28 protein-coding genes are annotated in these 23609 nt (G+C 39.8%); 4 read left to right on the top strand and 24 right to left on the bottom strand.

Annotation, left to right across the window (positions count from 1 at the left end; translation table 11 throughout):
* Positions 1 to 25 precede the first annotated feature (25 nt).
* Complete coding sequence (locus SporoP32a_RS01260; protein WP_085426254.1) at positions 26 to 352, bottom strand: YnfA family protein; 327 nt, start codon at positions 350 to 352, stop codon at positions 26 to 28.
* A gap of 320 nt (positions 353 to 672) precedes the next feature.
* Between SporoP32a_RS01260 and SporoP32a_RS01265 the strand changes: the two genes are divergently transcribed.
* The gene (locus SporoP32a_RS01265; RefSeq protein WP_085426255.1) at positions 673 to 1731 is read left to right on the top strand and encodes an acyltransferase family protein; all 1059 of its coding nucleotides are present in this window, start codon (positions 673 to 675) and stop codon (positions 1729 to 1731) included.
* A gap of 57 nt (positions 1732 to 1788) precedes the next feature.
* Here the strand turns inward: SporoP32a_RS01265 and SporoP32a_RS01270 are convergent, their stop codons facing one another.
* From SporoP32a_RS01270 to SporoP32a_RS01340, 16 genes are all read right to left on the bottom strand, one after another.
* The gene (locus SporoP32a_RS01270) at positions 1789 to 2133 is read right to left on the bottom strand and encodes a PadR family transcriptional regulator (protein WP_085426256.1); all 345 of its coding nucleotides are present in this window, start codon (positions 2131 to 2133) and stop codon (positions 1789 to 1791) included.
* Between the two features lie 347 nt (positions 2134 to 2480).
* The gene (locus SporoP32a_RS01275; protein ID WP_085426257.1) at positions 2481 to 3281 is read right to left on the bottom strand and encodes a metallophosphoesterase; all 801 of its coding nucleotides are present in this window, start codon (positions 3279 to 3281) and stop codon (positions 2481 to 2483) included.
* Between the two features lie 88 nt (positions 3282 to 3369).
* Positions 3370 to 3570: a hypothetical protein gene (locus tag SporoP32a_RS01280; protein WP_157129911.1), complete on the bottom strand. Its 201-nt coding sequence runs from the start codon at positions 3568 to 3570 to the stop codon at positions 3370 to 3372.
* Between the two features lie 158 nt (positions 3571 to 3728).
* On the bottom strand, positions 3729 to 4493 hold the full coding sequence (locus SporoP32a_RS01285) for an ABC transporter ATP-binding protein (RefSeq protein WP_085426259.1): 765 nt from the start codon (positions 4491 to 4493) through the stop codon (positions 3729 to 3731).
* 15 nt (positions 4494 to 4508) lie between these two features.
* Positions 4509 to 5258 carry an ATP-binding cassette domain-containing protein gene (locus tag SporoP32a_RS01290; RefSeq protein ID WP_085426260.1) on the bottom strand — a complete coding sequence of 250 codons (750 nt, stop codon included), beginning with the start codon at positions 5256 to 5258 and terminating at the stop codon, positions 4509 to 4511.
* Positions 5251 to 6063 carry an ABC transporter permease gene (locus tag SporoP32a_RS01295; RefSeq protein WP_085426261.1) on the bottom strand — a complete coding sequence of 271 codons (813 nt, stop codon included), beginning with the start codon at positions 6061 to 6063 and terminating at the stop codon, positions 5251 to 5253. Before SporoP32a_RS01295 ends, SporoP32a_RS01290 begins: the two co-directional genes overlap by 8 nt.
* A complete protein-coding gene (locus SporoP32a_RS01300) occupies positions 6064 to 7032 on the bottom strand; it encodes an ABC transporter permease (RefSeq protein ID WP_085426262.1) in 969 nt (322 codons plus the stop codon).
* Complete coding sequence (locus SporoP32a_RS01305; RefSeq protein ID WP_085426263.1) at positions 7022 to 8602, bottom strand: ABC transporter substrate-binding protein; 1581 nt, start codon at positions 8600 to 8602, stop codon at positions 7022 to 7024. Before SporoP32a_RS01305 ends, SporoP32a_RS01300 begins: the two co-directional genes overlap by 11 nt.
* Positions 8603 to 8709: 107 nt before the next feature.
* Positions 8710 to 9630 (bottom strand): urea transporter, encoded by a 921-nt coding sequence (locus tag SporoP32a_RS01310; protein ID WP_085426264.1) that lies wholly within the window; start codon positions 9628 to 9630, stop codon positions 8710 to 8712.
* 359 nt (positions 9631 to 9989) lie between these two features.
* Complete coding sequence (locus SporoP32a_RS01315; RefSeq protein WP_085426265.1) at positions 9990 to 10574, bottom strand: GNAT family N-acetyltransferase; 585 nt, start codon at positions 10572 to 10574, stop codon at positions 9990 to 9992.
* A 167-nt stretch (positions 10575 to 10741) separates the two neighbouring features.
* Positions 10742 to 11197: a hypothetical protein gene (locus SporoP32a_RS01320; RefSeq protein WP_085426266.1), complete on the bottom strand. Its 456-nt coding sequence runs from the start codon at positions 11195 to 11197 to the stop codon at positions 10742 to 10744.
* 30 nt (positions 11198 to 11227) lie between these two features.
* Positions 11228 to 11383 carry a tRNA U-34 5-methylaminomethyl-2-thiouridine biosynthesis protein gene (locus SporoP32a_RS16645; protein ID WP_157129912.1) on the bottom strand — a complete coding sequence of 52 codons (156 nt, stop codon included), beginning with the start codon at positions 11381 to 11383 and terminating at the stop codon, positions 11228 to 11230.
* Between the two features lie 45 nt (positions 11384 to 11428).
* Entirely contained in the window at positions 11429 to 11716 is a 288-nt protein-coding gene (locus tag SporoP32a_RS01325; RefSeq protein ID WP_085426267.1) for a hypothetical protein, read from the bottom strand.
* Positions 11717 to 11727: 11 nt separating this feature from the next.
* Positions 11728 to 12120, bottom strand: coding sequence for a disulfide bond formation protein DsbD (locus SporoP32a_RS01330; RefSeq protein ID WP_085426268.1), 393 nt, complete (start codon positions 12118 to 12120; stop codon positions 11728 to 11730).
* 253 nt (positions 12121 to 12373) lie between these two features.
* Positions 12374 to 12901 (bottom strand): CueP family metal-binding protein, encoded by a 528-nt coding sequence (locus SporoP32a_RS01335; RefSeq protein ID WP_085426269.1) that lies wholly within the window; start codon positions 12899 to 12901, stop codon positions 12374 to 12376.
* A 54-nt stretch (positions 12902 to 12955) separates the two neighbouring features.
* Entirely contained in the window at positions 12956 to 13513 is a 558-nt protein-coding gene (locus SporoP32a_RS01340) for a YdhK family protein (RefSeq protein WP_085426270.1), read from the bottom strand.
* A gap of 219 nt (positions 13514 to 13732) precedes the next feature.
* On the opposite strand from SporoP32a_RS01340, the gene SporoP32a_RS01345 reads away from it, so the two are divergent.
* Positions 13733 to 15091, top strand: a complete 1359-nt coding sequence (locus tag SporoP32a_RS01345) for a sensor histidine kinase (RefSeq protein WP_085426271.1) — start codon at positions 13733 to 13735, stop codon at positions 15089 to 15091.
* A gap of 18 nt (positions 15092 to 15109) precedes the next feature.
* On the top strand, positions 15110 to 15781 hold the full coding sequence (locus tag SporoP32a_RS01350; RefSeq protein ID WP_085428947.1) for a response regulator transcription factor: 672 nt from the start codon (positions 15110 to 15112) through the stop codon (positions 15779 to 15781).
* Positions 15782 to 15950: 169 nt separating this feature from the next.
* Here SporoP32a_RS01350 and SporoP32a_RS16650 read toward each other — a convergent pair whose 3' ends face one another.
* From SporoP32a_RS16650 to SporoP32a_RS01375, 5 genes are all read right to left on the bottom strand, one after another.
* Positions 15951 to 16100 (bottom strand): hypothetical protein, encoded by a 150-nt coding sequence (locus tag SporoP32a_RS16650; protein WP_157129913.1) that lies wholly within the window; start codon positions 16098 to 16100, stop codon positions 15951 to 15953.
* A gap of 392 nt (positions 16101 to 16492) precedes the next feature.
* Positions 16493 to 16855 carry a hypothetical protein gene (locus SporoP32a_RS01360; protein WP_420542303.1) on the bottom strand — a complete coding sequence of 121 codons (363 nt, stop codon included), beginning with the start codon at positions 16853 to 16855 and terminating at the stop codon, positions 16493 to 16495.
* A gap of 229 nt (positions 16856 to 17084) precedes the next feature.
* Positions 17085 to 17414, bottom strand: a complete 330-nt coding sequence (gene csaA, locus SporoP32a_RS01365) for a chaperone CsaA (RefSeq protein WP_085426273.1) — start codon at positions 17412 to 17414, stop codon at positions 17085 to 17087.
* A 70-nt stretch (positions 17415 to 17484) separates the two neighbouring features.
* Positions 17485 to 18360 carry a M23 family metallopeptidase gene (locus tag SporoP32a_RS01370; RefSeq protein WP_232319566.1) on the bottom strand — a complete coding sequence of 292 codons (876 nt, stop codon included), beginning with the start codon at positions 18358 to 18360 and terminating at the stop codon, positions 17485 to 17487.
* Positions 18361 to 18586: 226 nt separating this feature from the next.
* The gene (locus SporoP32a_RS01375) at positions 18587 to 20749 is read right to left on the bottom strand and encodes a M28 family peptidase (protein WP_085426274.1); all 2163 of its coding nucleotides are present in this window, start codon (positions 20747 to 20749) and stop codon (positions 18587 to 18589) included.
* A gap of 263 nt (positions 20750 to 21012) precedes the next feature.
* Here SporoP32a_RS01375 and SporoP32a_RS01380 point away from each other — a divergent pair, with 263 nt between their 5' ends.
* Positions 21013 to 21258 carry a hexameric tyrosine-coordinated heme protein gene (locus tag SporoP32a_RS01380; protein ID WP_085426275.1) on the top strand — a complete coding sequence of 82 codons (246 nt, stop codon included), beginning with the start codon at positions 21013 to 21015 and terminating at the stop codon, positions 21256 to 21258.
* 147 nt (positions 21259 to 21405) lie between these two features.
* On the opposite strand, the gene adhP is transcribed toward SporoP32a_RS01380, so the two are convergent.
* Together adhP and SporoP32a_RS01390 are read right to left on the bottom strand one after the other, a co-directional pair.
* Positions 21406 to 22419 (bottom strand): alcohol dehydrogenase AdhP, encoded by a 1014-nt coding sequence (adhP, locus tag SporoP32a_RS01385; protein WP_085428950.1) that lies wholly within the window; start codon positions 22417 to 22419, stop codon positions 21406 to 21408.
* 215 nt (positions 22420 to 22634) lie between these two features.
* On the bottom strand, positions 22635 to 23588 hold the full coding sequence (locus tag SporoP32a_RS01390; protein ID WP_085426276.1) for a calcium/sodium antiporter: 954 nt from the start codon (positions 23586 to 23588) through the stop codon (positions 22635 to 22637).
* Positions 23589 to 23609: the final 21 nt, after the last annotated feature.

The following is a 23609-nucleotide window of genomic DNA, read 5'->3' on the forward strand; positions in this document are numbered from 1 at the left end:
ATGTAAAATGGAAAACGGTATGTATTTAATGCCGTGGAGCGAACAATATGATGGCAACCCCTATTACGCATATGCCAGCACCTATCCAATCATATAAATCCGGCACTTTTTTATCCACTCCCCATCCCCATAAAACGGATAGGACTATAAAGACACCGCCATATGCAGCATATACTCTCCCGAATGACGGGAAATGCTGAAACGTAGCGACCACACCATATAGTGCTAGAATAATTCCTCCACCTATTCCCCAGTAAAAAGGTCTGCCTTCTCTTAACCACAACCAAATTAAATAGCCTCCGCCAATCTCAGCCAACCCCGCTACTATAAATAAAATTACAGCGTAGAAAATTTACATCACGTCCTAAAATATACTAGAGTACTTGTTCTATGCACTAAGACTTCATAAAATTATGACCTAAAACACGTACTTCTTATTATATTGATGTTGAATGAAAGATTACAAGCTGTTCTGACAAAACATATCAGGTAAAAGACATTATATACTGATCCGGCAGTCTGATTAATCAGTCAACCGTAATAAATCACCAAATGAATCCAACGTATTTACAGCCAGCTTACATTCTTGAGTCATTTCGATTACATTTCATTTTTACTGATCGATTGGTTGTACAATATAGACATGCGTTAGTTTTCTTGAGGAGCTTGATTATGAAGAATAAACGTTTATCTTGGGTAGATGTCACCAAAGGTTTTTTAATGATCCTTGTCGTAATCGGTCATTTTCCAGGTGAGCTTGATTTCCCTCTCGTTAAATACATCTATTGGTTTCACATGCCCGCCTTCTTTATTTTAAGCGGCTTATTTTTTAAGCCTGTAATTGAAAAAGGCTTAATAAAACCCACAATTCACAAGCGATTTATGCAGTTGATTGTTCCGTATTTATTTTTCTTAGTGAGTATAACGTTTATTCGCTATGGGATAGAGATCGGTTCTGGCAACTTAGATTTATCATGGTATGTACATGACATCTGGACACTTGTGGTCGGTGGTCGTTTTGTGCGTGGTGCGTACGGCGTCTTCTGGTTCGTTACAACCCTTTTCTTTACGTATTTATTCTTCTTATGGATGACTAAATACTTTAATCGAACAAAGCAAATCATGATTTTGGCGATCTTCTATACGATTGCACACTTCGAAAGTTTATTTGCGATGCATGTAATTGGAGGAGCACCTTCTACTGCGTCTCAAACGATCCCAATGATTTGGAATATCGATGTGGCATTAATGGCCGTTGTGTACTTTTCACTTGGATATTATATGAAAAACTTTTGGATGAACGTGACAAAGAAATGGTTGATCGCAGGAGCGCTCGTAAGTGTCGCGGCGATCGTACTCGATAATAGTCAAATTATTGATTATCACTTGAGTATGAAATTTTTACGTTACGATCATTTTATTCTAGACTTGGTTATTCCGCTCTCATTCACTTTGGTGTTAGTTGGCGTGTTCCAACAAGCCGCTGCTTATCTTTCGTTAAATTGGCTACAAAAAATCGAAAAACACTCATTAACGATTATGTATTTACACATCTTTACGGATATTTTGTTAAATGATTACTTCACCTATGGGGTTATCGGATTCACAGCATTCGGTTTATTCGTACCTATCGTATTTTCTATCATTATTCAAAAGTTCCTACCACATGGAAAGCTGTTCCTTGGTGGATTTACACAGAAAAAGACTACTGGGAATCAAGTTATAACTTAAAAAGTACCTGTGCACATAACTCTGGTGAGTATTGTGCACAGGTACTTTTATGTTGTTTCAAAAAAACTCATAGTTTACATCTTCATTATGTTTAAGTTCGTTTATTTTCCCCGAAACAAATTCCCACTTAACCCAAAAATTTTTAAGTCGTTCTCTTCCTGCTGCATTGAGAGTATAAAATTTTCTTGGTGGTCCAATAACAGATGGTTTTTTCTCGATCATCACTAAATGGTTTTTCTCGAGTCTCGCAGTAATCGTATAGACTGTGCCTTCCACTATATCGGTGAATCCAAGTTCTCGCAGCTGTTGAGTGATTTCGTAGCCGTATGTTTCCCCTCGATTAATGATTTCCAAGACACACCCCTCAAGCACACCTTTCAACATTTCAGTAATATTTTCCATAACTTCCTCCTACGAAATTTCATGAATAACTTGTAAAACCACATTAATTTTTAAGTTTTGAAATAGTACTATGTATAACTTCTTACCGGTAAGTTGTGTTACTTAATTATAGTATACTGTAATACTATCTACTTGTATATAGCAATACAGACTAATGGTATGTAGTTATACGTACTTTTGGTATATAGTAATAGATACTACTCATATACATCAACGCTTCCATTCTATATATAGTGATACTTATTAGTATGGACAAGATTAAAAAGTACCTGAATACGAAACTAACATGAATGTTTACTCACTCATTTTTGTTCGTAGACAAGTACGTTTTTATTTACTAATACTCTTTATTCTTTCACTACTTCTAACGTAACCGCCACGATCTCGGGACGATTGAACACCCGTAACGGGATGATACTGTTTCCAAGCCCTCTGCTTACGATCATTTGTGTTTGATCCAGTTCGTGTCTTCCAGCGGTATATTCTGGTAGAAATCCTTGATTGGGCGCTACAACTCCACCTATAAATGGAAGCCTAACTTGCCCTCCGTGCGCATGACCTGCAAACACCAGATCCAAATCGAACGTCGCGTAGAGTGACAGTAACTCTGGACGATGCATCAATAAGATAGTGAAAGGATCTTCTTCCATTCCTTCTAACGAGTGAATAAGGTCAGTCTTTGCGATTTCTCGTTCTGCAAAACCTTCACTGTTATGTGCCGGATCATCAATGCCCGCCACGTAAATTTTTTCATTCTTCTTTTCTACTATCGCATGTTCATTTCGCAAAACGTGTACACCGGCCGCTTTCAATGATTGTTCTAGCGCATCAAATTTCCCTGACCACCACTCATGGTTTCCTGATACGTAATACACGGGAACAGAAGAAGTTAGCTCTTTCATTAATTGTAAGCTCGCTCGATCTCCTGCTCTTTTACTGTCAATAAGATCGCCGGTAAAGACGACGATATCAGGTTGAAGCTTATTGATTTTCCGCGCTAATCGCTGCTGATTATGTCCGAAGCTTTTATTGTGGAGGTCAGACAAATGAACAATCTTGAATTGATCAAAATTGGCAGGAAGATTCTCTGAGCGAATGACGGTTTGGGAAATTGTGATGGAATTATTTTGAAACCAAATAAAACTCATTATAGTTAAAAGTAATATCAATGCAGACAGAAGTCTCTTTTTCACTATCAAATCAGTCCAATTCTATTGGGAGTATTTTAAAGTTGATCTATTTACTTTTTTCTTTGCTATTGATGAGTAAACCATACCCAAAGAATACGACCAATCCACTCCAGAAAATTAAAGTTGGAGAGAGAAACGTTTGTTCTATAAATAAATAACAGAAATAGTTAATAGCTGTGAGAAGCATATAGGTAATAAAACCTGCTTCAGCAGCGCGCTTACTGTTTACCGATTCTTGCTTATTCATCCGTTTAAAAAACATCATCTATTCACTCCATTTTTCTGTTATTCTACTATTTTACTAGTATACAATGAAAGGTTTCACATAGCCCCCAAAACCCTAAACAGTACATTCTTAGCCGAAACACGGGTCTAACATCAACAAAAAAGCCCCCAACCAATTCGTCAGAGGCTTTCGTTTATTTGAGCTTTTATCCGACTACCTAACACGGAGTCAAATAACTGTTTGGAATACGAATGCGAAAAGTGGAATTCTCCATTTGTTTTCGTACTCTCGTCTATGATTTCCCCATCTTTCATCACATACACGCGATTACACATATACATAACGGCTTGTAGGTCGTGCGCGATAAATAATATTGTCATTCTCATTTCACGGTTTAGTTCTAGAAGTAAATCAATGATTTCTTTTTGAATTAACCGATCCAAGTTCGATACAATTTCATCACAAATCAATAACTTCGGTTCAACTAATAGTGATCGAAGCAAGTTGACACGTTGACGTTCACCGCCACTTAATTCTGATGGGTAACGTTGTAAATGTGATTCTGATAGTTTTACTCGCGTGAGCATGTGCCGAATATGCGCTTCACGATCTCCCTTCATCGTACGAAGAGGTTCGAGCAATATTTCACGGACTGTCCACGAGGGATTCAGCGCAGCTGCTGCATTTTGGAAAATTAATTGACTGGCTTCGTAAAATGATTTTCTGTTTTTACGGGTAACGGTTTGACCATTGAATAAAATTGAGCCGGATTCTATTGATTCGAGCTGCATCACGACACGCGCAAGCGTACTTTTTCCACTCCCACTCTCCCCAACGAGTCCTACAATCTCACCTGTATTCACAGTCAAATGAACACTGTCCAACGCTTTCTTCGTCTCAACTCTATGGCGATAGCTCTTCGACACGTTCACTAATTCTAACATCGATCATCCACTCCTCTAAAAACGACTCGCAAGCAATCGCTTCGTATACGCATGAGCAGGTTGCGCAAAAACCGCTTCTACCGTCCCTGTTTCCACTACTTGTCCTCGCTGCATTACGGCCATCGCATGGGCTGCTTCAGCGACTATGTCGAGGTCATGTGTAATGAGAAGAATAGTCGTCCCGCGTTCTTCATTTAAGTTAGTCACTAATTCAATGAATTCCTTTTGCAGCACCATATCGAGTGCAGAAGTAGGCTCGTCCGCTATGAGTAACGCAGGTTCTACATAAAACGCGCAAGCAATCATGCATCTTTGTAACATGCCCCCCGATAATTCAAATGGATATTGTTCGACAATATCTAAAGTGAGTCCTAAACTTTCTAGAATTACATACATTTTCGTAACGTATACATCTTTCGCATCGCCTACACGACCACCAGAAAATGCATACAGTTGATTTCCCATTTTGACAGACGGATTAAAACTGTTTGCTGCGTCCTGAAAAATAGTGAAAATATCTTTCTTTCGTATGCTTTCCATTACCTGAGCCGGCTCACTCAGTAAATTTCGACCGTCATACAAGACTTTCCCACTTACCTTCGCATTCGCCGGCAACAGTCCTAGCATGGCAGAAACCGTCATACTCTTCCCACTACCACTCTCACCGATTAATGAAGTGATTTTACCACGCGGAATCGTAAATTCTACACGGTCTATAATTGGTTGATCACTTATTTGTATAGATAGATCGCTAACACTAATCATTCACTCGCCTCCGCTCTGGGTCTTTCCACGCCTCTCCAATAAAATTGATTGAAAGAATGGTCAAGAAAATCATAATTCCCGGAAATAATGCGATCCACCAAGCGCCAATTAAAATATCATTTTGCGCGTAATATAACATATTGCCCCAGGATGGAATCGCAGGAGGAATACCGATTCCTAGAAAACTGAGCGATACTTCCGTAAAAATAGCTGCTGCGAAGTTGAAGAGCGTAATGACGAAAATAGCAGGTACGCTATTGCGTAGTAAATGGCCCCACAGTATTTTCCATACAGGCGTCCCAAACATAGTAGCCATTTTCACAAACTCCGCTTCTTTTAGTCGAATGAATTCTGAACGTACAATTCTCGCTGTAACAAGCCAGCCCGTCAATCCGATGATGAGCGCCATGCCCCACATGCCGCCTTGCATAAACACTTGAAACGCCAAAATAATGACAAGTGAAGGAATTGTGATCAATGCTTCTAACAAGCGCATCATCGCAGTATCAATTACACCGCCAAAATAGCCACTAATCCCACCGTACACAATTCCGATGATCAACGATAAAATAACCGAACCGCCGGCAACCGCTAGCGTGACTCTCCCACCTTCAAGTAAGCGAGTAAACACATCACGACCCAAATGATCCGTACCTAACCAGTGATCACCACTCGGGGCGCTATACACTTCATCCATATTCATTTCATTGGATCCGAACGGGGCGAGTACACTCGAAAAGACTGTCAAAAAGACAATCAATCCAAGTAAGCTGTACCAAAACCAGAGTGCTTTCCGTGACTTCATTTACCGGACGCCTCCTTTTCGCAACTTCGGATCCATAGCGTACATGACTAAATCCAATATAAATAAACTAATGACAACGATGACGCCCGTAATCATAACGCTTCCCATTAATAAGGGGAAATCTTTTGTGACGACTGCTTTCACGGTCAGTTGCCCCAGTCCAGACCAACCGAAAAGTGATTCAACGATGATGGAACCACCAAAGAACGACGGGATGGTGATAGCGATATAATTTAAGTATGGAATCGCAGCGTTACGCATGATTCCCCTACGAATGATTGCTTCTTTAACACCATTTGCGCGTGCCACTTTCACATAGTATTGTCGATTTTCTTTCTTAATGCCTTCCTGGAGAAAACGCGCATAGATTCCGACATGCGTTAAAATCATTACACTTGCAGGCATGATTAGGTGACGAATCGTATCGCTCAACCCGCCATGTCCACTTACATCACTCGAACCAGAAGAAGGAAGTATACCTAAACTCACTGAAAAGAAGTAGATGAATAAAATCCCCAGCCAAAAAGCAGGGATGGACGACGTCGCAATACTGAATGTGGAAAGTCCTCTATCCCAAATAGAACCTTCCTTCATCCCTGCTACTGTACCGAGCCAGATAGAGCCGGCTATAATGAAAAACATCGTTACACAAAATAACAGTAAAGTATTTGGTAGTCTTTCCATCAAAATAGTAGAAACTGGCCTACCTTCTTTATACGAAGTACCAAAATTCCCTTTTACGGTCTCTCCTAGCCACGCTACATACTGATAAGCAACCGGTTGATCCAATGCAAATGCATGCGTAATCCGCTCTTTTTCAGCTGTTGTGAGTGTCTGTGCATTGCCACCATAAAAAGCGGCAGCGGGATCACCTGGGGCGGCTTGCATAATAAAAAAAGAAAGGAAGCTCACGATGAGGAGGACAATTATCCCCATCGCCATGCGCTTCCCTACCCACTTAGCGGTCATTCCACTTCCACTCCTCCACATTCCAGAGGAAACCGGATCCGTGATGACCCAAAATTCGTTCTTTCACGCCACTGAGATCTTTATTGATCCCATAGACAGCATTTTCATACGCAATAAAATCAAATGCTGGATCGTTCGCAAGTTCTTCTTGGAACTGCATATAGATCTGTTTACGTTCTTCTGGATCTGTTGTTGTACGTCCTTTCGCAAGCAGTTCATCTACCTTTTCATTCGAATAACTACCATAGTTATACCCAGTGCTCGTTACGCTGGATTCATCCGAATGGAATAAGATGTGCGTGTGGTGATCCGCGTCATACGGACTTCCCCAACCAACCATGAACGCTTCCGTGTCTTCAATCGTAATGGCGCTCCAATCAAGTGCAGCGACTTGTACATCTGCACCTATTTCAGTGAATCCTTCCGCAATATAATTCGCCATGTTCACACGAACGGAATCACTGGCAGGTGTAGTAATCGTAAAGGTTAGTTTTTCTCCATCTTTATAACGGAAACCATCTTTCTCTACTTTCCATCCTGATTCTTCCAGTAATGATTTCGCCTGATCTACGTCGTACGTGTACTTTTCCACTTGATCATTATTGAATTCATGGTTCTGTAGTGGTGAATAGGCGACGGAGCCATGTCCTTTTAAGATTCCTTTGACGATTTGTTCGCGGTCAGTCGCATAACTGAACGCCTTACGTACATTGACATCTTTCCAAAGATCTACATTCATATTAAACAATACGCCACGGTAATCCGCAGATTCTATATCGTAAATCGTTAAATTCTTTTCTTTTTCCAGATTTTCTACTTGCACAGGATCTAGCAAAGCAACATCCACTTCGCCCGACTTTAATTGAAGTGCACGTACGTTGCTATCTGGAATGAACTTGAATAGTACTTTTTCAATGGAAGGCTTCGTTCCGAAAAAGTCGCTATACGCTTGTAATGTTAACGCGTTGCCACGATCCCATTTATCGAACATATATGGTCCTGCCCCAATTGGATGGCTATTAAAGTCTGCTGTTCTCATATCGACACCTTCAAATGCATGTGCCGGGAGAATAGGTACCGTTAATTTATCCAATAAAGGGGTGAATGGTTGTTTTAACTTGATTTCCACTTTGTAGTCATCCACTTTCTTAATGGAATCCACTTCTTCAAAATCGGATTTCAAGAACGAGGCCGTTTGATCATCCATAATACTTTCAATCGTGAACACCACATCATCCGCTGTAAGCTCTTCACCGTCATGGAATGTAATGCCTTCTTTTAATGTGAAAGTATACGAGAGTTGATCTTCGGACATGTCGAATGAATCGGCGATATCGGTAACGACTTTATTGTTTTCATCAAATCGCATTAAACCGCGAAATAACAAAGCGTCTAAATTTGTTTCCTCCAAAATCGGATTCAACCCTTCGAATTCTTCTTCTGATGCATATACAAGTCGATTTTCTTTCGCTGTATCTGCTTCTTTAACCTCTTCTTTTTTGTTGCATCCTGCGATCGCTACTATAAGTACTAGTAGCACGATCAGCATGTTTTTATTCCACTTAAGCATAAAAACCTCCTGTTTAAATTATTGCGTGTACTTACTAACTTACCTATTATTCTACTTCGGGGCTAGTTTGTCTCGTATAAAGCTTTATGCTAGTTCAAATCATGTAATTATAAATTGGGCATGATTTTTCTAGCACCTAAAATCAACCAAGTGCTCAGTACAAATGGCATCGTTAACGCAGGAAGCCCGTACGGTAATAACCAAATGCTGACACTTGCACTCAGCGGCACTGTGATACAGGCAGCAAGCACGCCGGTAATCGGGGCGTAGCGATTTTCCTTCGTGTTGAACACTGCAGATACCGCGAGAATAGTTAAAATAGCATTATAACCATATAAACCTAGCACGATTTGCGTATGCTCCCCGCCTAATGCAAGTGCTGTGAAGAAAGCGGCCGCATTGCCGATGATCGCATAAATACCGAATTTTCTGCTGGTCCAAAAAACCGCAAGAAACAGTAAAATACTAGGGATCGTTTCAATAATGAAAAAGATTTGGCCGATTCCATTGAAAATCACATCAAGCAAATTAATTTCACCTGCTACATGCAATTCCCAATTGGCTAAACTTTGAGGTACTAATTCATCACTCAATGTAATGCTTTTGAATTTATACGATTCCAGCAGTACAAACCAAGTGACTAAGATGAACGGTAACGTTAAAACCGGAATACCTATGTGGCCAATGAAATGCATCAAGGTCGCAGTGAAAATCGCAGCTACTGCAGCGCCGATCAATGCGACAACCCACGCACTCGGACCCGTCAAAAACGATTGTAACGCCAAACCAGTTAACACAGAATTATATCCCATCAATCCTTTACTAACCAACGTTTTGTCCGCACCGCCAACTGTTGCAACCAATGTACCGATCACAGCAGACAAAAACACTATGATTCCAAGTGGTAACGAAGTGATGGTAATAGCCAATAAAATTAGAAGGCCGCTTATTGTATTTTCTATAAATATGATTTGTGATATCCCTTTAATGGAAGCCTTTAGTAAATTAATGAATTCCTCTTTTTTCATCGATTGCCCTCCCAACAGTGTATGATATAGTAACTACCGGAGAGCATCAATCACATTTTCTTGTGAATGAACATAGTGAGATTTACTCATCAAAACATCCAATGATTATTTCATAAAAGTAAATCAATTTGTTTTTGATCATTAATACATGTAAACACACTATGTCCGATTCACTTTCATTTTATAAATGAATTATCCTTTTTCACGAATTAAAGAATGAAGGTATGTTACAGATGAGTTCAATGATTGTCAGCGGCTAGAAATTCAAAACGTCTTTGCTTGATCTAATGCAGGATTGCGGACACAAAAATACTTTGATTGCAGGGGAAGATTATTCTCGTTTTGCGCCCCTAAACTATTCACTTTATATAATTTATCTTGTCTTCTATACTTCCTTTCACACTTGCCCACTGTTCCTTGGTCACACTAAACATCACAGTGTGACGAATTGTACCGTCTACTCGTATCATATGATTGCGAAGAACACCTTCTTTTACAGCTCCAATCCGCTCAATTGCTTGTTGGGAACGAATATTCTCATGATCGGTTTTCAGTTGGACACGATTCAATTGTAATTCCTCAAAACAATAAGTGAACAGCAAATACTTGCACTCCGTATTAACGGAAGTCTGCCAAAACTCAGGATGCAACCACGTGTTTCCGATTTCTAAACGCTTATGCGACAAAACTATATCCATCAATCTAGTTGAACCAATGATTTTGCCCGATTCATTATGAATAATTACGAAAGGATACTCGCTTCCAAGATCTTTTGTACGGAGAGCTGCTTGAATGTATTTCTCCATATCCAGTCGAGTTTTCATGGGATTCGTCATGTACGTCCAGATCCGGTCGTCTTGCGCTACACTATAAAGGGCTTCCACATCATCTTTTTTCATCGGCCTTAGTGTAACGTGAACACCCGGCAATAAAATTTCTTTCATCACATATCCTCCAGATTTAGTAGTATCACATATTGGCTATGTTAGTAAAAAAGATGCAAATTCTTTTTAAAGAATTGCATCTCTTTCCACTAAAACATCATCGGTCACTTACTTTATTATTCTGCAAGTTGCTTATAATTTCAAGAATTTATACAACACTAATTTACTTAGTCCAAATTACTAATTCTAACGATATTCCCTAGATTAGAACCGATCCAAGCTCCGATAAATGGTAAGAGATTATAAAATTGTAGCATTTCGGAGCCAGTGTCTACTGTAAAGACAAATACGGTGAACATAATGCTTACGACGCTAAGAATGATGACCTCAGTTATCTTTTTTCTCTTCCAGCGCTTCTTTCCCCAATGATCTCTATCAAAAGCCTGAACAAGTTGATTTGTTTTGGTGCCCGTTGTTTTTTCTGTTAGGAGGATATAAAGTGCGTGTACAGAGAAAAACCATAATAGCACGCAAATTAATGCAAAGACAGTAGAAAGTGGCCATGCCGCTTTTATATAAAGAAGGGACAGAACGAATATCACGAGCATCCCTATATTGAATTCTACCAATTGCTTTTTCTTAAGACGTTTCACTTCTTCTATATTCCATTTTGATTCATCCACTTTACCCCTCCTTATAGGCAATAAAAAGTGCTATTCTTTTTTCTCTTTATAACCAACCCCATACCCCATGATAACGCCTAGCAATAGTATGAGTAAGAAATCTCCGTCAAAATTTTTTGTGAAAATACTAATTATGATCCAACCAAATAAAATTCCAGCAGTTAACAAAATTAAATTTTTAGACATTTTTTATCAAACTCCTTCATTTTCCAAGACGGTATCTCACAAATACTAGAAGCCAATTACAAAAGCAAGAACTAGAAAAACCGCAATGCCTACTGCTCGTGTGATCCATTTATTCCGTGTCCCGTCGCCCCGAAGTGGATCTATTCTGTGCCAGACCATGAACGCAATGATAGTAAAGGATACAAATAGTACCCAATTTGTCCAAAAGCTATCAAAGTATTGGAATGTGACAAATCGGATCATTACATATGTAACAACAGACAGACTACTGGTGAGGAGTAAGCTAAGAAAATACGGTTTTCTAGTATTTGAAACTTCTTTTGTCAATTCCACATACATACCTCCTAGTGATTAGTCGAATTCGAATTTTTGTAGACTTTGTACACGAGGCTACCAAATAAAAACTTAATAGGATACAACGCAATCAGAATCGCAACAATCTGACTAAATGTCTTAATTGTTCCTGTCAGATGTAGTTGATCATTAATAACGTAATTTGCCAACTGAATTAAACCGAATACAATAGCGACTGATACCGCCAGCGCAAATAAAATTAAAACAACTTGAGATATAGACAGCTTTCTTAACTTTTGAATGCTGCCGTCGCTAATTGTAAAGCTAATATACGATAATGGGACTAGCAATAAGAACCAACTTGAATAGCCGAATGAAATCCAAGAAACACCTATTACTATAAGTAAAATCCAGCCAATTACACTACTTATCCTTTTGCTCATTTTCTTCACCTACCTAGGTTCTGATTATTCTAGTATATCTTCTTTTAAATACGAATAGACCTTGGCTTAAGTTTCACTTCTTGAGGAATTTCTTGCAAATAATAGAATATTCTATACAAACTATTTCTAGTAGAATAACATGATCATTACTGCGAAAACTTTTTTACCATATAAAAAAGCACCGCAATATGCGATGCTAAATGGATATTTAGTTTGTTCTTTAAATGGTTAAATGAAAAGCACAGCTCTTACTTTACTGCAATTGCATCGTTGTAATACAAGTATTGTCCCCGTCAAACGTAGTAATTTCAGAGACGGTTTCTTTGTTGTCTTGTTTAATCGTTACAGTAAATGTATCATCACGGGGAAGCCAGAAATCAATAAATCCATTCGTTTCGGTTGTTTTGATTTCATCAAGAATGACATTGCCTTCCGAGTCTTCTATATGCACTTCAAAATCTTCTTCAACGAGTTCACCTTGACAGCCTGTAAGACTATGAATATCGCAAGGATGCGTACTGTCGACAAATGGTGCAATGGATACGAAAAATTCATCTTCAGGAAGATCGTATGTCGTAACGTTTTTATCATCATCTGTGACAATCAGTTCAGACGATGTAATCGATGCGGATGCAGCTACGGCATTTCTCACGGTGTAGTCGTTTACTAACTCTTTAATATCTACTTCTGGTTCTTGTATTTCAGTATTCGCTTTTTCATTGCTGCAACCTACTGATAAAGCAGTAATCAATAGCAACACGGCAATCAGTTTCATTTTCATTATTTTCACTACCTATCCCTATTTTTAGCAAAACTATACCGATTCATGTAATGATTATTGTTCGGATAGCTCATCTTCAACAACCCATTTATGATTCTTAACTTCTTCTCCATCCGTTGTGGATTCATAATCAATCATATAGACAGTCGTTTGCTCCGCAGATTCAATTTCTGATTTCGCTCCCTCCATCCCTTCCATATGATCGGCAAGGACAGTCACTTCAGTTCCTTTTTCAAGAGGGGCAGGTGCCGGATCTTCAATTTCTTCATGGACGACCCATTTATGATCCATCACTTTCTCGCCACCATCCGTCGGTGTGTAGTTGATGGAATAAGCAGTCGTATCAAATGCGCCTACAATTGTTGCAGTGGCTCCTTTCATTCCTTCCATATGATCTGTTTCAATAATTGCTTCGGATCCAACAAGATATGTCGGGTTTTCGGCTTTCATTATACCTTCAGGAATACTTCCATCACTTGAATGGTCCATCCCTTCCATTTCACCTGGGGACGTTTCTTCATTTTTAACAGGTTCTTCTTTCGTTGTCAAAGCTCCACATCCTGCAAGCACAAGGGCGAAAGCTGCGCTGACTGATAGTATTTGTTTTTTCATATGTCTTCACTCCTTTTACTTTACTAGTAGTATAGCCACTTTTAATTCAGAGTAACGCTATATTCCTAAACTCCTTAGAAACTCCTTAATTGCGAAAAATAGTACAATAAACTATTTCGGTACAAGCATTTGAATTATGGTACATCATTCGTGCTTTCTGCATACATTTTCGATACGTTTACCTTATACTGCTCAATAGAGAGAAAAGGAGCGCGTGCCATGAAAAAAATCTCCACAAAGTTAGCGTCAGCATTTATTATTTCATTTCTAATTATGGACACATTGTTGATGATCTATTTACATCAGACCATCACACACGCCCGGGTTGATGAAGAATTGGATCGACTATTGAAAACGGGTAGTAACCATCGAAATGTTTTAGAAGATAATTATACCGAAACAACTTTGCATCATATCATTCTAATGGAAAGCGGTGGCGAACGAGATGTTGTTATTCTTGATGATTCAGGGAATAGCGTACAGCACTCATTGAAAAACGAAGAAGTTCTCGCTCCATATTTGAAGAAAATCCAAGAAGAGAAACCGACTGAAGACAGCATTTTACCTGTTGATTGGAACGAGTCTCCTTACCTTGTCAGTGTCCATCCATATAAAGTCGGCGATAACTCAGGAACTCTCGTTATGCTTCAAAGCACTATTCCCATACGTCAGCTTGTGAATCAACTCAATATTCATTTTATACTGGCGGGTGGAGGAAGTATTGTCGTGCTGTTTGTCGTGTATTTATTACTCTCCAAATGGTTGACACGTCCACTGATTCGAATGAAAGAAGCGACCGAACAGATTAGCGAAGGGTTCTACGATGTTGACTTGCCTAAGTTATCGAATGATGAGCTTGGTGAATTGGCTGCGTCGATCCGTAAGTTATCGAATGACTTAAGTCGTGTCAAACGCGAACGACATGAGTTTTTGGCGTCTGTTTCTCATGAAATGGGAACACCTTTAACGTACTTGATTGGCTATGCCAAAGTAGCACAACGTACAGAATTGAATGATACGGAACGATTTAACTATTTATCGATTATCGAAGAAGAAGCCGAGCGTTTAAAAACGCTTGTGAAAAACTTGATGGATTTAGCTCAAATGGATGAAATGACTTTCACTGTGAAGAAATCCGAATTCTCTGCAGAACAATTCATCAAGGATACCGTTCAACTCGTCCAACCTGCATTTGATATGAAAGGAATAACGCTTCTCGTTGAACCAGTCCGAGACTTCTCTTTATTCGCAGATCGCATGCGGTTAGAACAAATCATTCTCAATTTATTGGACAATGCTCTTCACTATTCTCAAAGTGGCAGTACGGTAATCGTTCGTGCTTTTCAAGAGAAAAAGCATGCCGTCCTTCAAGTAGAAGACGGTGGATGTGGTATTGCGATTGAAGATCAACAACAAATTTTTGAAAAGTTATACCGTGTGGAGAAATCACGTTCTCGTTCGTTTGGCGGTGCTGGTTTAGGCTTAGCGACTGTGAAGGAGTTAACAGAAGCACATGGTGGGATGATCGAGGTGCAAAGTGAATTGGATAAAGGAAGTATCTTTACGGTACGACTATAACTGGAGATGATGACGGATATGAAGACACTATTATTGATTGACGATGAACAACGCATGCTCGATTTACTTGAGCTATTCTTAGCGCCACATGGTTATCGATGTTTACACGCAACAGATGGTCAAACAGCTCTTGAACTATTCAATAAAGAGAATGTACATCTCGTGTTGTTAGATGTTATGATGCCGGGCATGGACGGTTGGGAAGTTTGCCGTAGGATCAGGGAAATATCGGATGTACCCGTCATTTTATTGACTGCTCGTTCCGACAAATCAGATGTCGTCAAAGGACTCGACCAAGGCGCAGATGATTATATTACGAAACCGTTTGACGAAGGTGAACTGACAGCGAGAGTGCGCGTTGCTTTGCGGCGTATTCCCGATGACGAACCAAAGACAATCGAGGAAGGTTTATTTACGTTGGACTTGGAGTCTTATTCCATCCTATATGACACGCAGGAAGTTCGTCTTACATTAAAAGAGTTCTATATTATAGAAGCTATGATGACGAGGCCGAATCGGACGTTTACTCGGGAAGACTTGCTTCAAGTCGCTTGGGAATATGACACCTATACAGAAGTTCGGACGGTTGACTCCCATATTCGAAATTTGCGTGACAAGTTAAGAAAGTCTGGTTTTCCGATTGACGATATTCTAGTGACGGTTTGGGGAATCGGTTACAAATGGAGATGAAGTAGCGCCAGGGATAATTTAATTTTCCGTAGAGATCCCTTTTTAAGACGAGAGTGCTAGTATAATACGTGTACTAAAACGAAAAGAGTCCAATTCTCATTTGAATGGGACTCTTTTAAAATTCGAAAATATTCACTTATAGTTTCAATTAGTACTTGATCTTAGCTGGTTATTTATTATTATTACGCTGAATCTCGGCTAAAATAAAACCTCCCATTATTGCAAGAGGAATGGAATTTGCAAAGACTGGCGGTTCTAAGAAACTTCCGAAAACACCACCCAAGATCGTTACTATCATGGCAACTAAAATTCTTCCCAAATAACTCCCCCCCTTTAGAATTTGGTGCTATTGTGTTCTACTATCGCGCTTATTAGCTTAAATAAGTTTACTTCAAGAGTTATAGCCAAATGCAATGATGAATATCATTGCAGTCACAGATACTACGATAAAAATTATAGAAATTATAGTGATACTTACAGTTAAACTTTTCGGTATGTTCGTACGGTTTTTCCGAATAGCTACTAACAGGAAAACACTCAGTAAAATTATAATAAGAAAAATTGATAAGAATGCAAAACGCTCTTTAATTATAAACCATAAATCCATTTCGTCTGTTCCTCCAATAACTAGCAGTTCGATGATTTGTCCTTATTACTGTAATAGGTGCAATCTTTCTTCAAGAATTCAACTCGTTTTATATATAGTGATTTTTATTCAGTTGGCATATAACCGATTACTTCATAGGTATTCGAGTCAACCAGGATTTGAGGTGTTCCGGCAACAACATTTTCTACGTCTTTAAAAGAAACAAGCAATACCTCACGATCCTCATCCTTTTTATCTAACAGAACATATCGATGATCGGCAATAGTTTCTTCTACATCTGCACTTTGCCAATCATCTTTAGCTGTATGATTCCAACCTTTTTCTTTTACAAATGCCCATGCCGCTGCCTTAACATCAACATATTCGTCTACGCTTTCTGAACTTTCTACGTTTACTTTATTTGCGCAACCTACAATTAGTAAAGCTGACCACACTATTAAGATAAAGCATATAAATTTCATTTTCACTTTACCTCGCCTCCTTGCAAGGTTAGACGGATTGAAATTGTATAAGTTACAAGTATTCTATCACCATAAAGAAGGCTCGATTATTCATTCAACTACTTTATCAGCACTTCAATTCTGTCTTTATTTTGTTCAGCCAGTTCTTCTAATAACTGTATTCCTCAATCTTCTTTATCAAAAGAGCTTGCCAAATAAGCTTATTTTCTTCATCTATAATCTGTTTTTGAAAACTTTAAGCAACCGGCGTACCGTTTTTAACGGGTTGTTCAGGTTGTAAAAGTACTACGTCATCTTCACCAGGAATGCCACCGATTACTAAGACTTCGGACTTGAATCCCGCGATTCGTCTCGGGGGAAAGTTGATTATGGCCACTACTTGATTTCCTACTAGCTGTTCTGGTTCATATCTCTGCGTAATTTGGGCTGAAGAATATTTAATGCCAACTTCCCCAAAATCGATTTCTAACTTAATTGCAGGCTTTCGCGCTTCTGGGAATGGCTCTGCTTTCAACACCGTGCCCACACGAATATCTAATTTTAAAAAATCCTCGATTGTAGCCATCACTATCACCTCATGGTTTTATTTTAATTCTAAGTCTATTCTGCTTTTCAATATCACTTATATATAGATTTCATTTTTCCACAAAGTCTCCCTGGATCAATGTATCTTCACGATCAAATGTACTGTTTATACTTTTCGACTTCATGAAGTCCGGCGAATCAGCTACATGAAAATGAATATGGGGTTCACTCGAATTTCCTGAATTACCGACTTGGCCAAGTACCTTCCCTTGATCGACCTGATCTCCCTCCTTCACGAGTACCGACTCATATTTAAAGTGAGCTAGATAACTAAATTCATTATTTCCGTGATCTAGGATGACATAATTCCCTAAGGGTTGTTTTTCATTCATTTTACCGACTGGCTTGTTGTCTTTTACGCGATTTTCTACTTTGACAACGGTTCCCGCTGCAGGAGCCAGATATTCCTTGCCAAATGCATAATAACTTTCATTCAATTCTGGATCACCATCGTACGTACTGTGTTCATTCATTATCACAAAGTCGTAAGCGTAGCGCTGGTTTTCATAGTCGTAATGATAATTGACCAAACTGTTTGTGCCTCCCCACAACACAAACCACGTATCATGAAAAGGAAGATCCATAACTGTTTTAGTATATACTTCATCCGTTTCTGGATAATTTGTGAGTGGCATGATCTGTAATCCTTGGATAACATCAGCCTCGTCAAAGACCGCCACCATCCCTTTAGAACCGCTATCATCTGTCCAAGCGTATTGCCTCACACCATTACTATAAGGTAGTTCAGATTGTAATTTATACGAGATCACGTCTTGATTAAAATCATCACCTAACTCTCGAAGCTGCTTCAATGTAACTTCATCTTGAAACGCTTTGCTCATCTGACTGTAGACCTGTTCATAGTCTCCTTTTAGAAACGTACTAGGAAAATCTTTTGGCTCGATCAATTCCCTATCTCCAGTCATTTCTTCTTCCCCTCCATTACTACAGGAAGTTAAGAAAACTGTTAAAAAAGTGGCGCCTATTAAAAGTTTCTTCAAATTCCTCACATTCGCCCTCCTAATCATTTGTAGATAATGTCTTTATATTGAATTTTCAATATAAAGACATTCTAGTAGTTTTGCGCCTGTATTACTATGAAAATCCTTTTACAATAAAAAAAGCACCGCTGAATGCGATGCTGATTTCACCTTATTTTAATTCTGTTAACAGCTCACCAAGTTTTTTCACACTTGCTGTTTGCTCTGTTACGGTTTTCTGCAATAACGCTTTCTGGCGATCTAGAGCGTCAGTTAATGTCGCGATTTCTTCTGACACATCTGGCTTGTCCTGGTCTTTTTTCGCTTTCAACGATTGGATCGTATCGAATAGGTCTTCGTGATCGACAATTCGTCCAGCGCCCCACATCAGTTGTTCTTTTGGTGCTTTGATCACGTAATCCGTGAAGTAGGTAAATACTTCTTTATCAAAAGCGTAGGCGTACCAGTTATTATCGATTGCGGACAAGTTCTCGTCCAAAGGTGTTGCGACATCACCTTTTTGTAGTGCCTCTATGGAAGCACTCAAATGATTGACGTTATTTTGGGCATGTTCATGAGGGAAAATCGGTTCGTCTTCCCATGTTAATCTTACAAATTGATCTTCTGCATATTTGAATGCAGCGAGTAACCCACTGTTCAACTCACGGCTTTCTTCATACAATTTTTTCGCAGTGTCCGCATCTTCTTTTTTAAGTGCGGTTGCGTATTCTTCATTCACTTTTGCGACTTTCACGTTGACCTCTTCCGCTGCGGATAACGCTTGATCGATTTCATTAGTCAAACTATTTGACGCGACTTCTGCTTGATCAAATACATCTGTATCCATCAATTCTTTCATAGCAAGCAAACGTGTCGTGAAGTCGAGTGGTACGATCGCTGTTTTATCGTAATGCATCGTTAACAAGCCATAGAGATTCAAGTGGAATTTCAATGCTTCTGCATTAAATGCCTCTTCGCTATCAAATTGAGAGTGATAATGGGAATGCATGAATTCACTATCTTGGAAATCATTCCGAAGTGCCGGCACACCCGCAATTCCGAATGAAAAATCATCCGACCATGTACGTAGTGGTGAAACGACGGAAATGCCGTCTTTGTATACATCCGATAGTGGAGGTACTTGTTTTGTAAACTCTGTCAAATAATTATTCAATTCATACACGGAACGGATTTCATCTTGTGTCGTATGTTCAAATGCCGGAAGCTCGAAGTTCATATTGGCAAATGTTTTCCCGACCCATTCCGGATGAATCTTGAAGATTTGATTATAAGCGCCTGTTGACCAATCATAGCGGGTGTTCGAAACTCCCCATTCTTCTGCTGCGATCGCATTGAAAATAATGGTCTTCTCCGGCTGATAGCCACTGTCGATCATCCCTTTGGCAATCCCCATCATCAAGCCGATTGCTGCATTATCATCTTGGAATCCAGCGAAGTACGAATCATAGTGTCCAGATAATAGAATATACGATTCAGGATCTTTCCCTACAATCTTTCCATAATAATTATACGCTTCGCCGTCCATTTTGACAGTCGATTTCGCATCGAACTTTACAGTAAATGCATCTGCTTCGCTTGCTTCAAGTGCCTTTTTCAGACTACCTGCATCTGTTTGAGACATCGAAAATGCTGGTGCATCGTCCGGTCCACAAATATCTTGGGCATTCAATGCATCGGGATCTACTTCAGCATAGCCAGCTTCTTGTACTGCAATTACCGCAGCTGCCCCTTTTACATGTGCTTGATAGGTAGGATAATTAATCCACCATTCTTCACGCTGGTTAATGTCGATTAACACAAGCTTCCCTTCAATATCCAAGCCTTCTAAGTCAGCGGCAGTCCCTTTTCCTGCATAGACGACTTCAAGTTCTTTCACACCATCTGTATTGAAGTTCACTTGATAACCGCCAAGAACAGCGAGATGTTCTTTTCCATCAGCATCTGTAAAGGTTAGATCTGCCTTCTCAAACTCCCAACTATCTACTTTAAATGCGTCTTTCGTTACTTCAGTAAGCCCTATTTCCTTCATTTCTTTTTCTATTTTCTCGCCCGTCTTATGTTCCGCTTCCGATCCAGCCGTACGATAGCCGAGTTTTTCATTCGTTTTAAATTCTTCCAATCCTTTAGCGAAATCAAAAGCGTATTCTACGTCAACTACAGATAAGTACTTGTCTTTCTCACCTGAAAGCGGAACGGTCTTTACGTCTTCTACTGGCTCGTCTTTCGTCTTCGAAGTATCTTCTTTTGGTGTACACGCAACGAGTGACGCTGCAACGAGCATGGATAGAGCCATGCCACTTACGATCTTTTTCATATATCACAGTCCTTTAGATTTTTTTAACAACTAATCAATTAAACGACATAGATTCATATTTGGCAATACAAAATTCATAAATTATTGATAAAAATCTTCGGTTTTTAAAAATGATGTTCCTTCCTATTCTACTTGTCTATTACAATCGAAAATTTACTCTTAAAAGAAATCTATGCTATTTAAATCTGCTTTTGTGTTTGAGCACATACCCAGTTTCGCTGCATATATATAGAAGGATTAACTAGACAAAGGGAGTGAACTTCATGGCAAACCAAACATTCCAAACGCTGATCACAGCCAATCCGGATGAAGGCTTTGCGCTCGCTGTTAAACTCGCGCAAAAAGGGGTGGAAGTAACACAACCTTCAGAAGAGATTAGAAAAGTATTGCGTCCGACGTATTCACGAGACGCGGACAGTTTAACGGCCGCTTCCCAAGTCATTGCTATTCATTTTCAAACGGTAGCTGCGGCCAATAATTATTGGCGGACGTGGATGCCTTTATATTAAAATGAATAAAACTCTGTGTTAGTGAAAAGGCTTTCTCCATTGTTTTTTAAGGCTTTGCTACAGGTGAAGAACGCACAACAAACTACTCTCCAATTGAACCGGAGAGTAGTTTGTTTTTTCATTAGTCTATTCAGTACATCACTTTTCTTAATCAAACGTTAAAACAATACGTCCGTTGATCTTCCCTGCCTCCATTTTATCCAACACTTCATTCACTTCAGAAAGAGGCGCTGTTTCGATCTGGGCTTTTACTTTTCCGCGCGCAGCGAAATCAAGTGCTTCTTTCATGTCGATGCGTGTGCCGACGATCGATCCTTTTACCGTTACGCCATTTAATACTGTGTTGAAAATGGGAATAGGCAGTTCCTCGTGCGGTAGTCCGACTGCTACTAATGTTCCGCCACGTTTAATGGAACGGTATGCCTGCTCAAATGGTACTTTGGAAACCGCTACACTGATCGCTGCTTGTACTCCGCCTACTTGTTGTTGGATCGCTTCAGCAGGATCTTCTTTCCGTCCATTTATTGCGATATCAGCGCCTAGATTCTTCGCAAGTTCTAGTTTCTCATCCGCAATATCGACTGCGACTACGTTAAAGCCCATCGCCTTTGCGTATTGCAACGCGACATGACCTAGGCCACCAATACCGTAAATCGCAACCCAGTCCCCTGGCTTCGCACCCGATACTTTCAATGCTTTATACGTTGTCACACCCGCACAAAGAATAGGAGCTGCTTCAACTGAGCTAAGATTCTCAGGAATTTTGGCTACATACTCTGCCGCCGCCAAGCAATATTCCGCATATCCGCCATCAACTGAATAGCCGCCGTTCTCCTGCTTGTGGCAAAGAGTTTCTTTTCCTTGTAGACAATAATCACATTCTCCACATGCCGAATACAGCCAAGGAATCCCTACACGATCCCCTATTTTTACCGCAGTAACATTCGGACCGATCGCTTCGACAATACCGACGCCTTCGTGTCCGGGAATGAGAGGTAGTTTCGGTTTAACGGGCCAGTCTCCGTTTATCGCATGCAAGTCTGTATGACAAACACCACATGCTTCCAATTTTACTAAAGCTTGACCCGGACCTGGTACAGGCTTTGCCGTGTCCTCGATTTGTAGTTTTGTTTGAAATTCTTTTACGATTGCCGCTTTCATCGACGTCTGTTGTTTTGTCTGTTGTGCCTTGTTGTTTTGGATTGCTGGTTTCATGAATTAATTCCTCCCTTTTCTCGTACCGTCCATGTATACGAGAGTACAGGGATGATTATGATAGAGGTTCAGAAATATTTTCACTGCTACATAAAATAAAAGAGTTCCTATGCCAATTGGCAGGAACTCTTTTTGTTGCGAACTGAATTTCATTACATCATTTAATTACGTAAAATAACATACACCAAGTAAATGACGTAGGCTGCGGCGAGCATTAAGCCTTCTCGTTTGCCGATTTTAAAGCCGGTTCTCGCGAATACGAGTAAGACCAGAGTCAGTGCGATCATGATGATGACGTCGATAAAGACTTTATCGTTCACCGCGATCGGTGTGATGGCGGAAGACGCACCAAGGACGAACAGGATATTGAAAATATTACTCCCGACAATGTTCCCGAGCGCAATTTCACTCTCTTTTTTCAACGCGGCCGAAATCGACGTTACCAATTCAGGTAATGATGTTCCGATGGCGATAATCGTCAGACCGACCAGCGTTTCACTCATCCCGAGGGAATACGCGATTTTCGTTGCGTTATCCACGACTAGATCACCGCCGAATATAATCGCTGCCAGTCCGACGAGCGTGATGAGTATATTCTTGCCCCACTTCACATTTTCCGTTACTTGGGTCAATGTGGCATTTTGTCGGCTACGGAGGCCGAGTTCAATCACGTAATACATAAAGATCGAAAGAAATATTAAGAAAATAATACCATCGCTGCGCGTGAGCACATTACTGCTGAAACCTTGTAGTGCGATATCACTCATCAACACCAACATGACGATACTTGCGAGCAATGTAAATGGAATTTCTTTCTTGATCGTCTCACTTTGTACCTTCAGCGGAAACAGAAAAGCTGCCACTCCGATTACGATGGTGATATTGAAAATATTACTTCCGACTACGTTACCGACTGCGACGTCCGCGTTTCCGCCGAGCGCCGCGATAATACTGACCGTCGCTTCTGGAGAGCTCGTACCAAGAGCAACAATCGTCAAACCGATCAAAATAGGCGGGATTTTCAGTAGTCTAGCAATATTAGAAGAACCATCGACAAAATAGTCGGCTCCTTTTATTAATAATGCAAAACCAATTAGTAGTAAAACATACGTCATCTAGTTGTTGCCTCCTTTAAT

It is taken from the genome of Sporosarcina ureae (assembly GCF_002109325.1).
GTDB classification, from domain to species: Bacteria; Bacillota; Bacilli; order Bacillales_A; family Planococcaceae; genus Sporosarcina; species Sporosarcina ureae_C.

Coding starts and splice junctions, on each gene's coding strand:
- SporoP32a_RS01335 (WP_085426269.1), bottom strand. CDS start 12,901: ATGAAAATGAAACTGATTGCCGTGTTGCTATTGATTACTGCTTTATCA.
- SporoP32a_RS01310 (WP_085426264.1), bottom strand. CDS start 9,630: ATGAAAAAAGAGGAATTCATTAATTTACTAAAGGCTTCCATTAAAGGG.
- SporoP32a_RS01375 (WP_085426274.1), bottom strand. CDS start 20,749: ATGAAAAAGATCGTAAGTGGCATGGCTCTATCCATGCTCGTTGCAGCG.
- SporoP32a_RS01285 (WP_085426259.1), bottom strand. CDS start 4,493: ATGTTAGAATTAGTGAACGTGTCGAAGAGCTATCGCCATAGAGTTGAG.
- SporoP32a_RS01265 (WP_085426255.1), top strand. CDS start 673: ATGAAGAATAAACGTTTATCTTGGGTAGATGTCACCAAAGGTTTTTTA.
- csaA (WP_085426273.1), bottom strand. CDS start 17,414: ATGGCTACAATCGAGGATTTTTTAAAATTAGATATTCGTGTGGGCACG.
- SporoP32a_RS01280 (WP_157129911.1), bottom strand. CDS start 3,570: ATGAATAAGCAAGAATCGGTAAACAGTAAGCGCGCTGCTGAAGCAGGT.
- SporoP32a_RS01270 (WP_085426256.1), bottom strand. CDS start 2,133: ATGGAAAATATTACTGAAATGTTGAAAGGTGTGCTTGAGGGGTGTGTC.
- SporoP32a_RS01340 (WP_085426270.1), bottom strand. CDS start 13,513: ATGAAAAAACAAATACTATCAGTCAGCGCAGCTTTCGCCCTTGTGCTT.
- SporoP32a_RS01370 (WP_232319566.1), bottom strand. CDS start 18,360: ATGACTGGAGATAGGGAATTGATCGAGCCAAAAGATTTTCCTAGTACG.
- SporoP32a_RS01390 (WP_085426276.1), bottom strand. CDS start 23,588: ATGACGTATGTTTTACTACTAATTGGTTTTGCATTATTAATAAAAGGA.
- SporoP32a_RS01345 (WP_085426271.1), top strand. CDS start 13,733: ATGAAAAAAATCTCCACAAAGTTAGCGTCAGCATTTATTATTTCATTT.
- SporoP32a_RS01305 (WP_085426263.1), bottom strand. CDS start 8,602: ATGCTTAAGTGGAATAAAAACATGCTGATCGTGCTACTAGTACTTATA.
- SporoP32a_RS01380 (WP_085426275.1), top strand. CDS start 21,013: ATGGCAAACCAAACATTCCAAACGCTGATCACAGCCAATCCGGATGAA.
- adhP (WP_085428950.1), bottom strand. CDS start 22,419: ATGAAAGCGGCAATCGTAAAAGAATTTCAAACAAAACTACAAATCGAG.
- SporoP32a_RS01330 (WP_085426268.1), bottom strand. CDS start 12,120: ATGAGCAAAAGGATAAGTAGTGTAATTGGCTGGATTTTACTTATAGTA.
- SporoP32a_RS01350 (WP_085428947.1), top strand. CDS start 15,110: ATGAAGACACTATTATTGATTGACGATGAACAACGCATGCTCGATTTA.
- SporoP32a_RS01290 (WP_085426260.1), bottom strand. CDS start 5,258: ATGATTAGTGTTAGCGATCTATCTATACAAATAAGTGATCAACCAATT.
- SporoP32a_RS01275 (WP_085426257.1), bottom strand. CDS start 3,281: ATGAGTTTTATTTGGTTTCAAAATAATTCCATCACAATTTCCCAAACC.
- SporoP32a_RS01300 (WP_085426262.1), bottom strand. CDS start 7,032: ATGACCGCTAAGTGGGTAGGGAAGCGCATGGCGATGGGGATAATTGTC.
- SporoP32a_RS01295 (WP_085426261.1), bottom strand. CDS start 6,063: ATGAAGTCACGGAAAGCACTCTGGTTTTGGTACAGCTTACTTGGATTG.
- SporoP32a_RS01315 (WP_085426265.1), bottom strand. CDS start 10,574: ATGAAAGAAATTTTATTGCCGGGTGTTCACGTTACACTAAGGCCGATG.
- SporoP32a_RS16645 (WP_157129912.1), bottom strand. CDS start 11,383: ATGTCTAAAAATTTAATTTTGTTAACTGCTGGAATTTTATTTGGTTGG.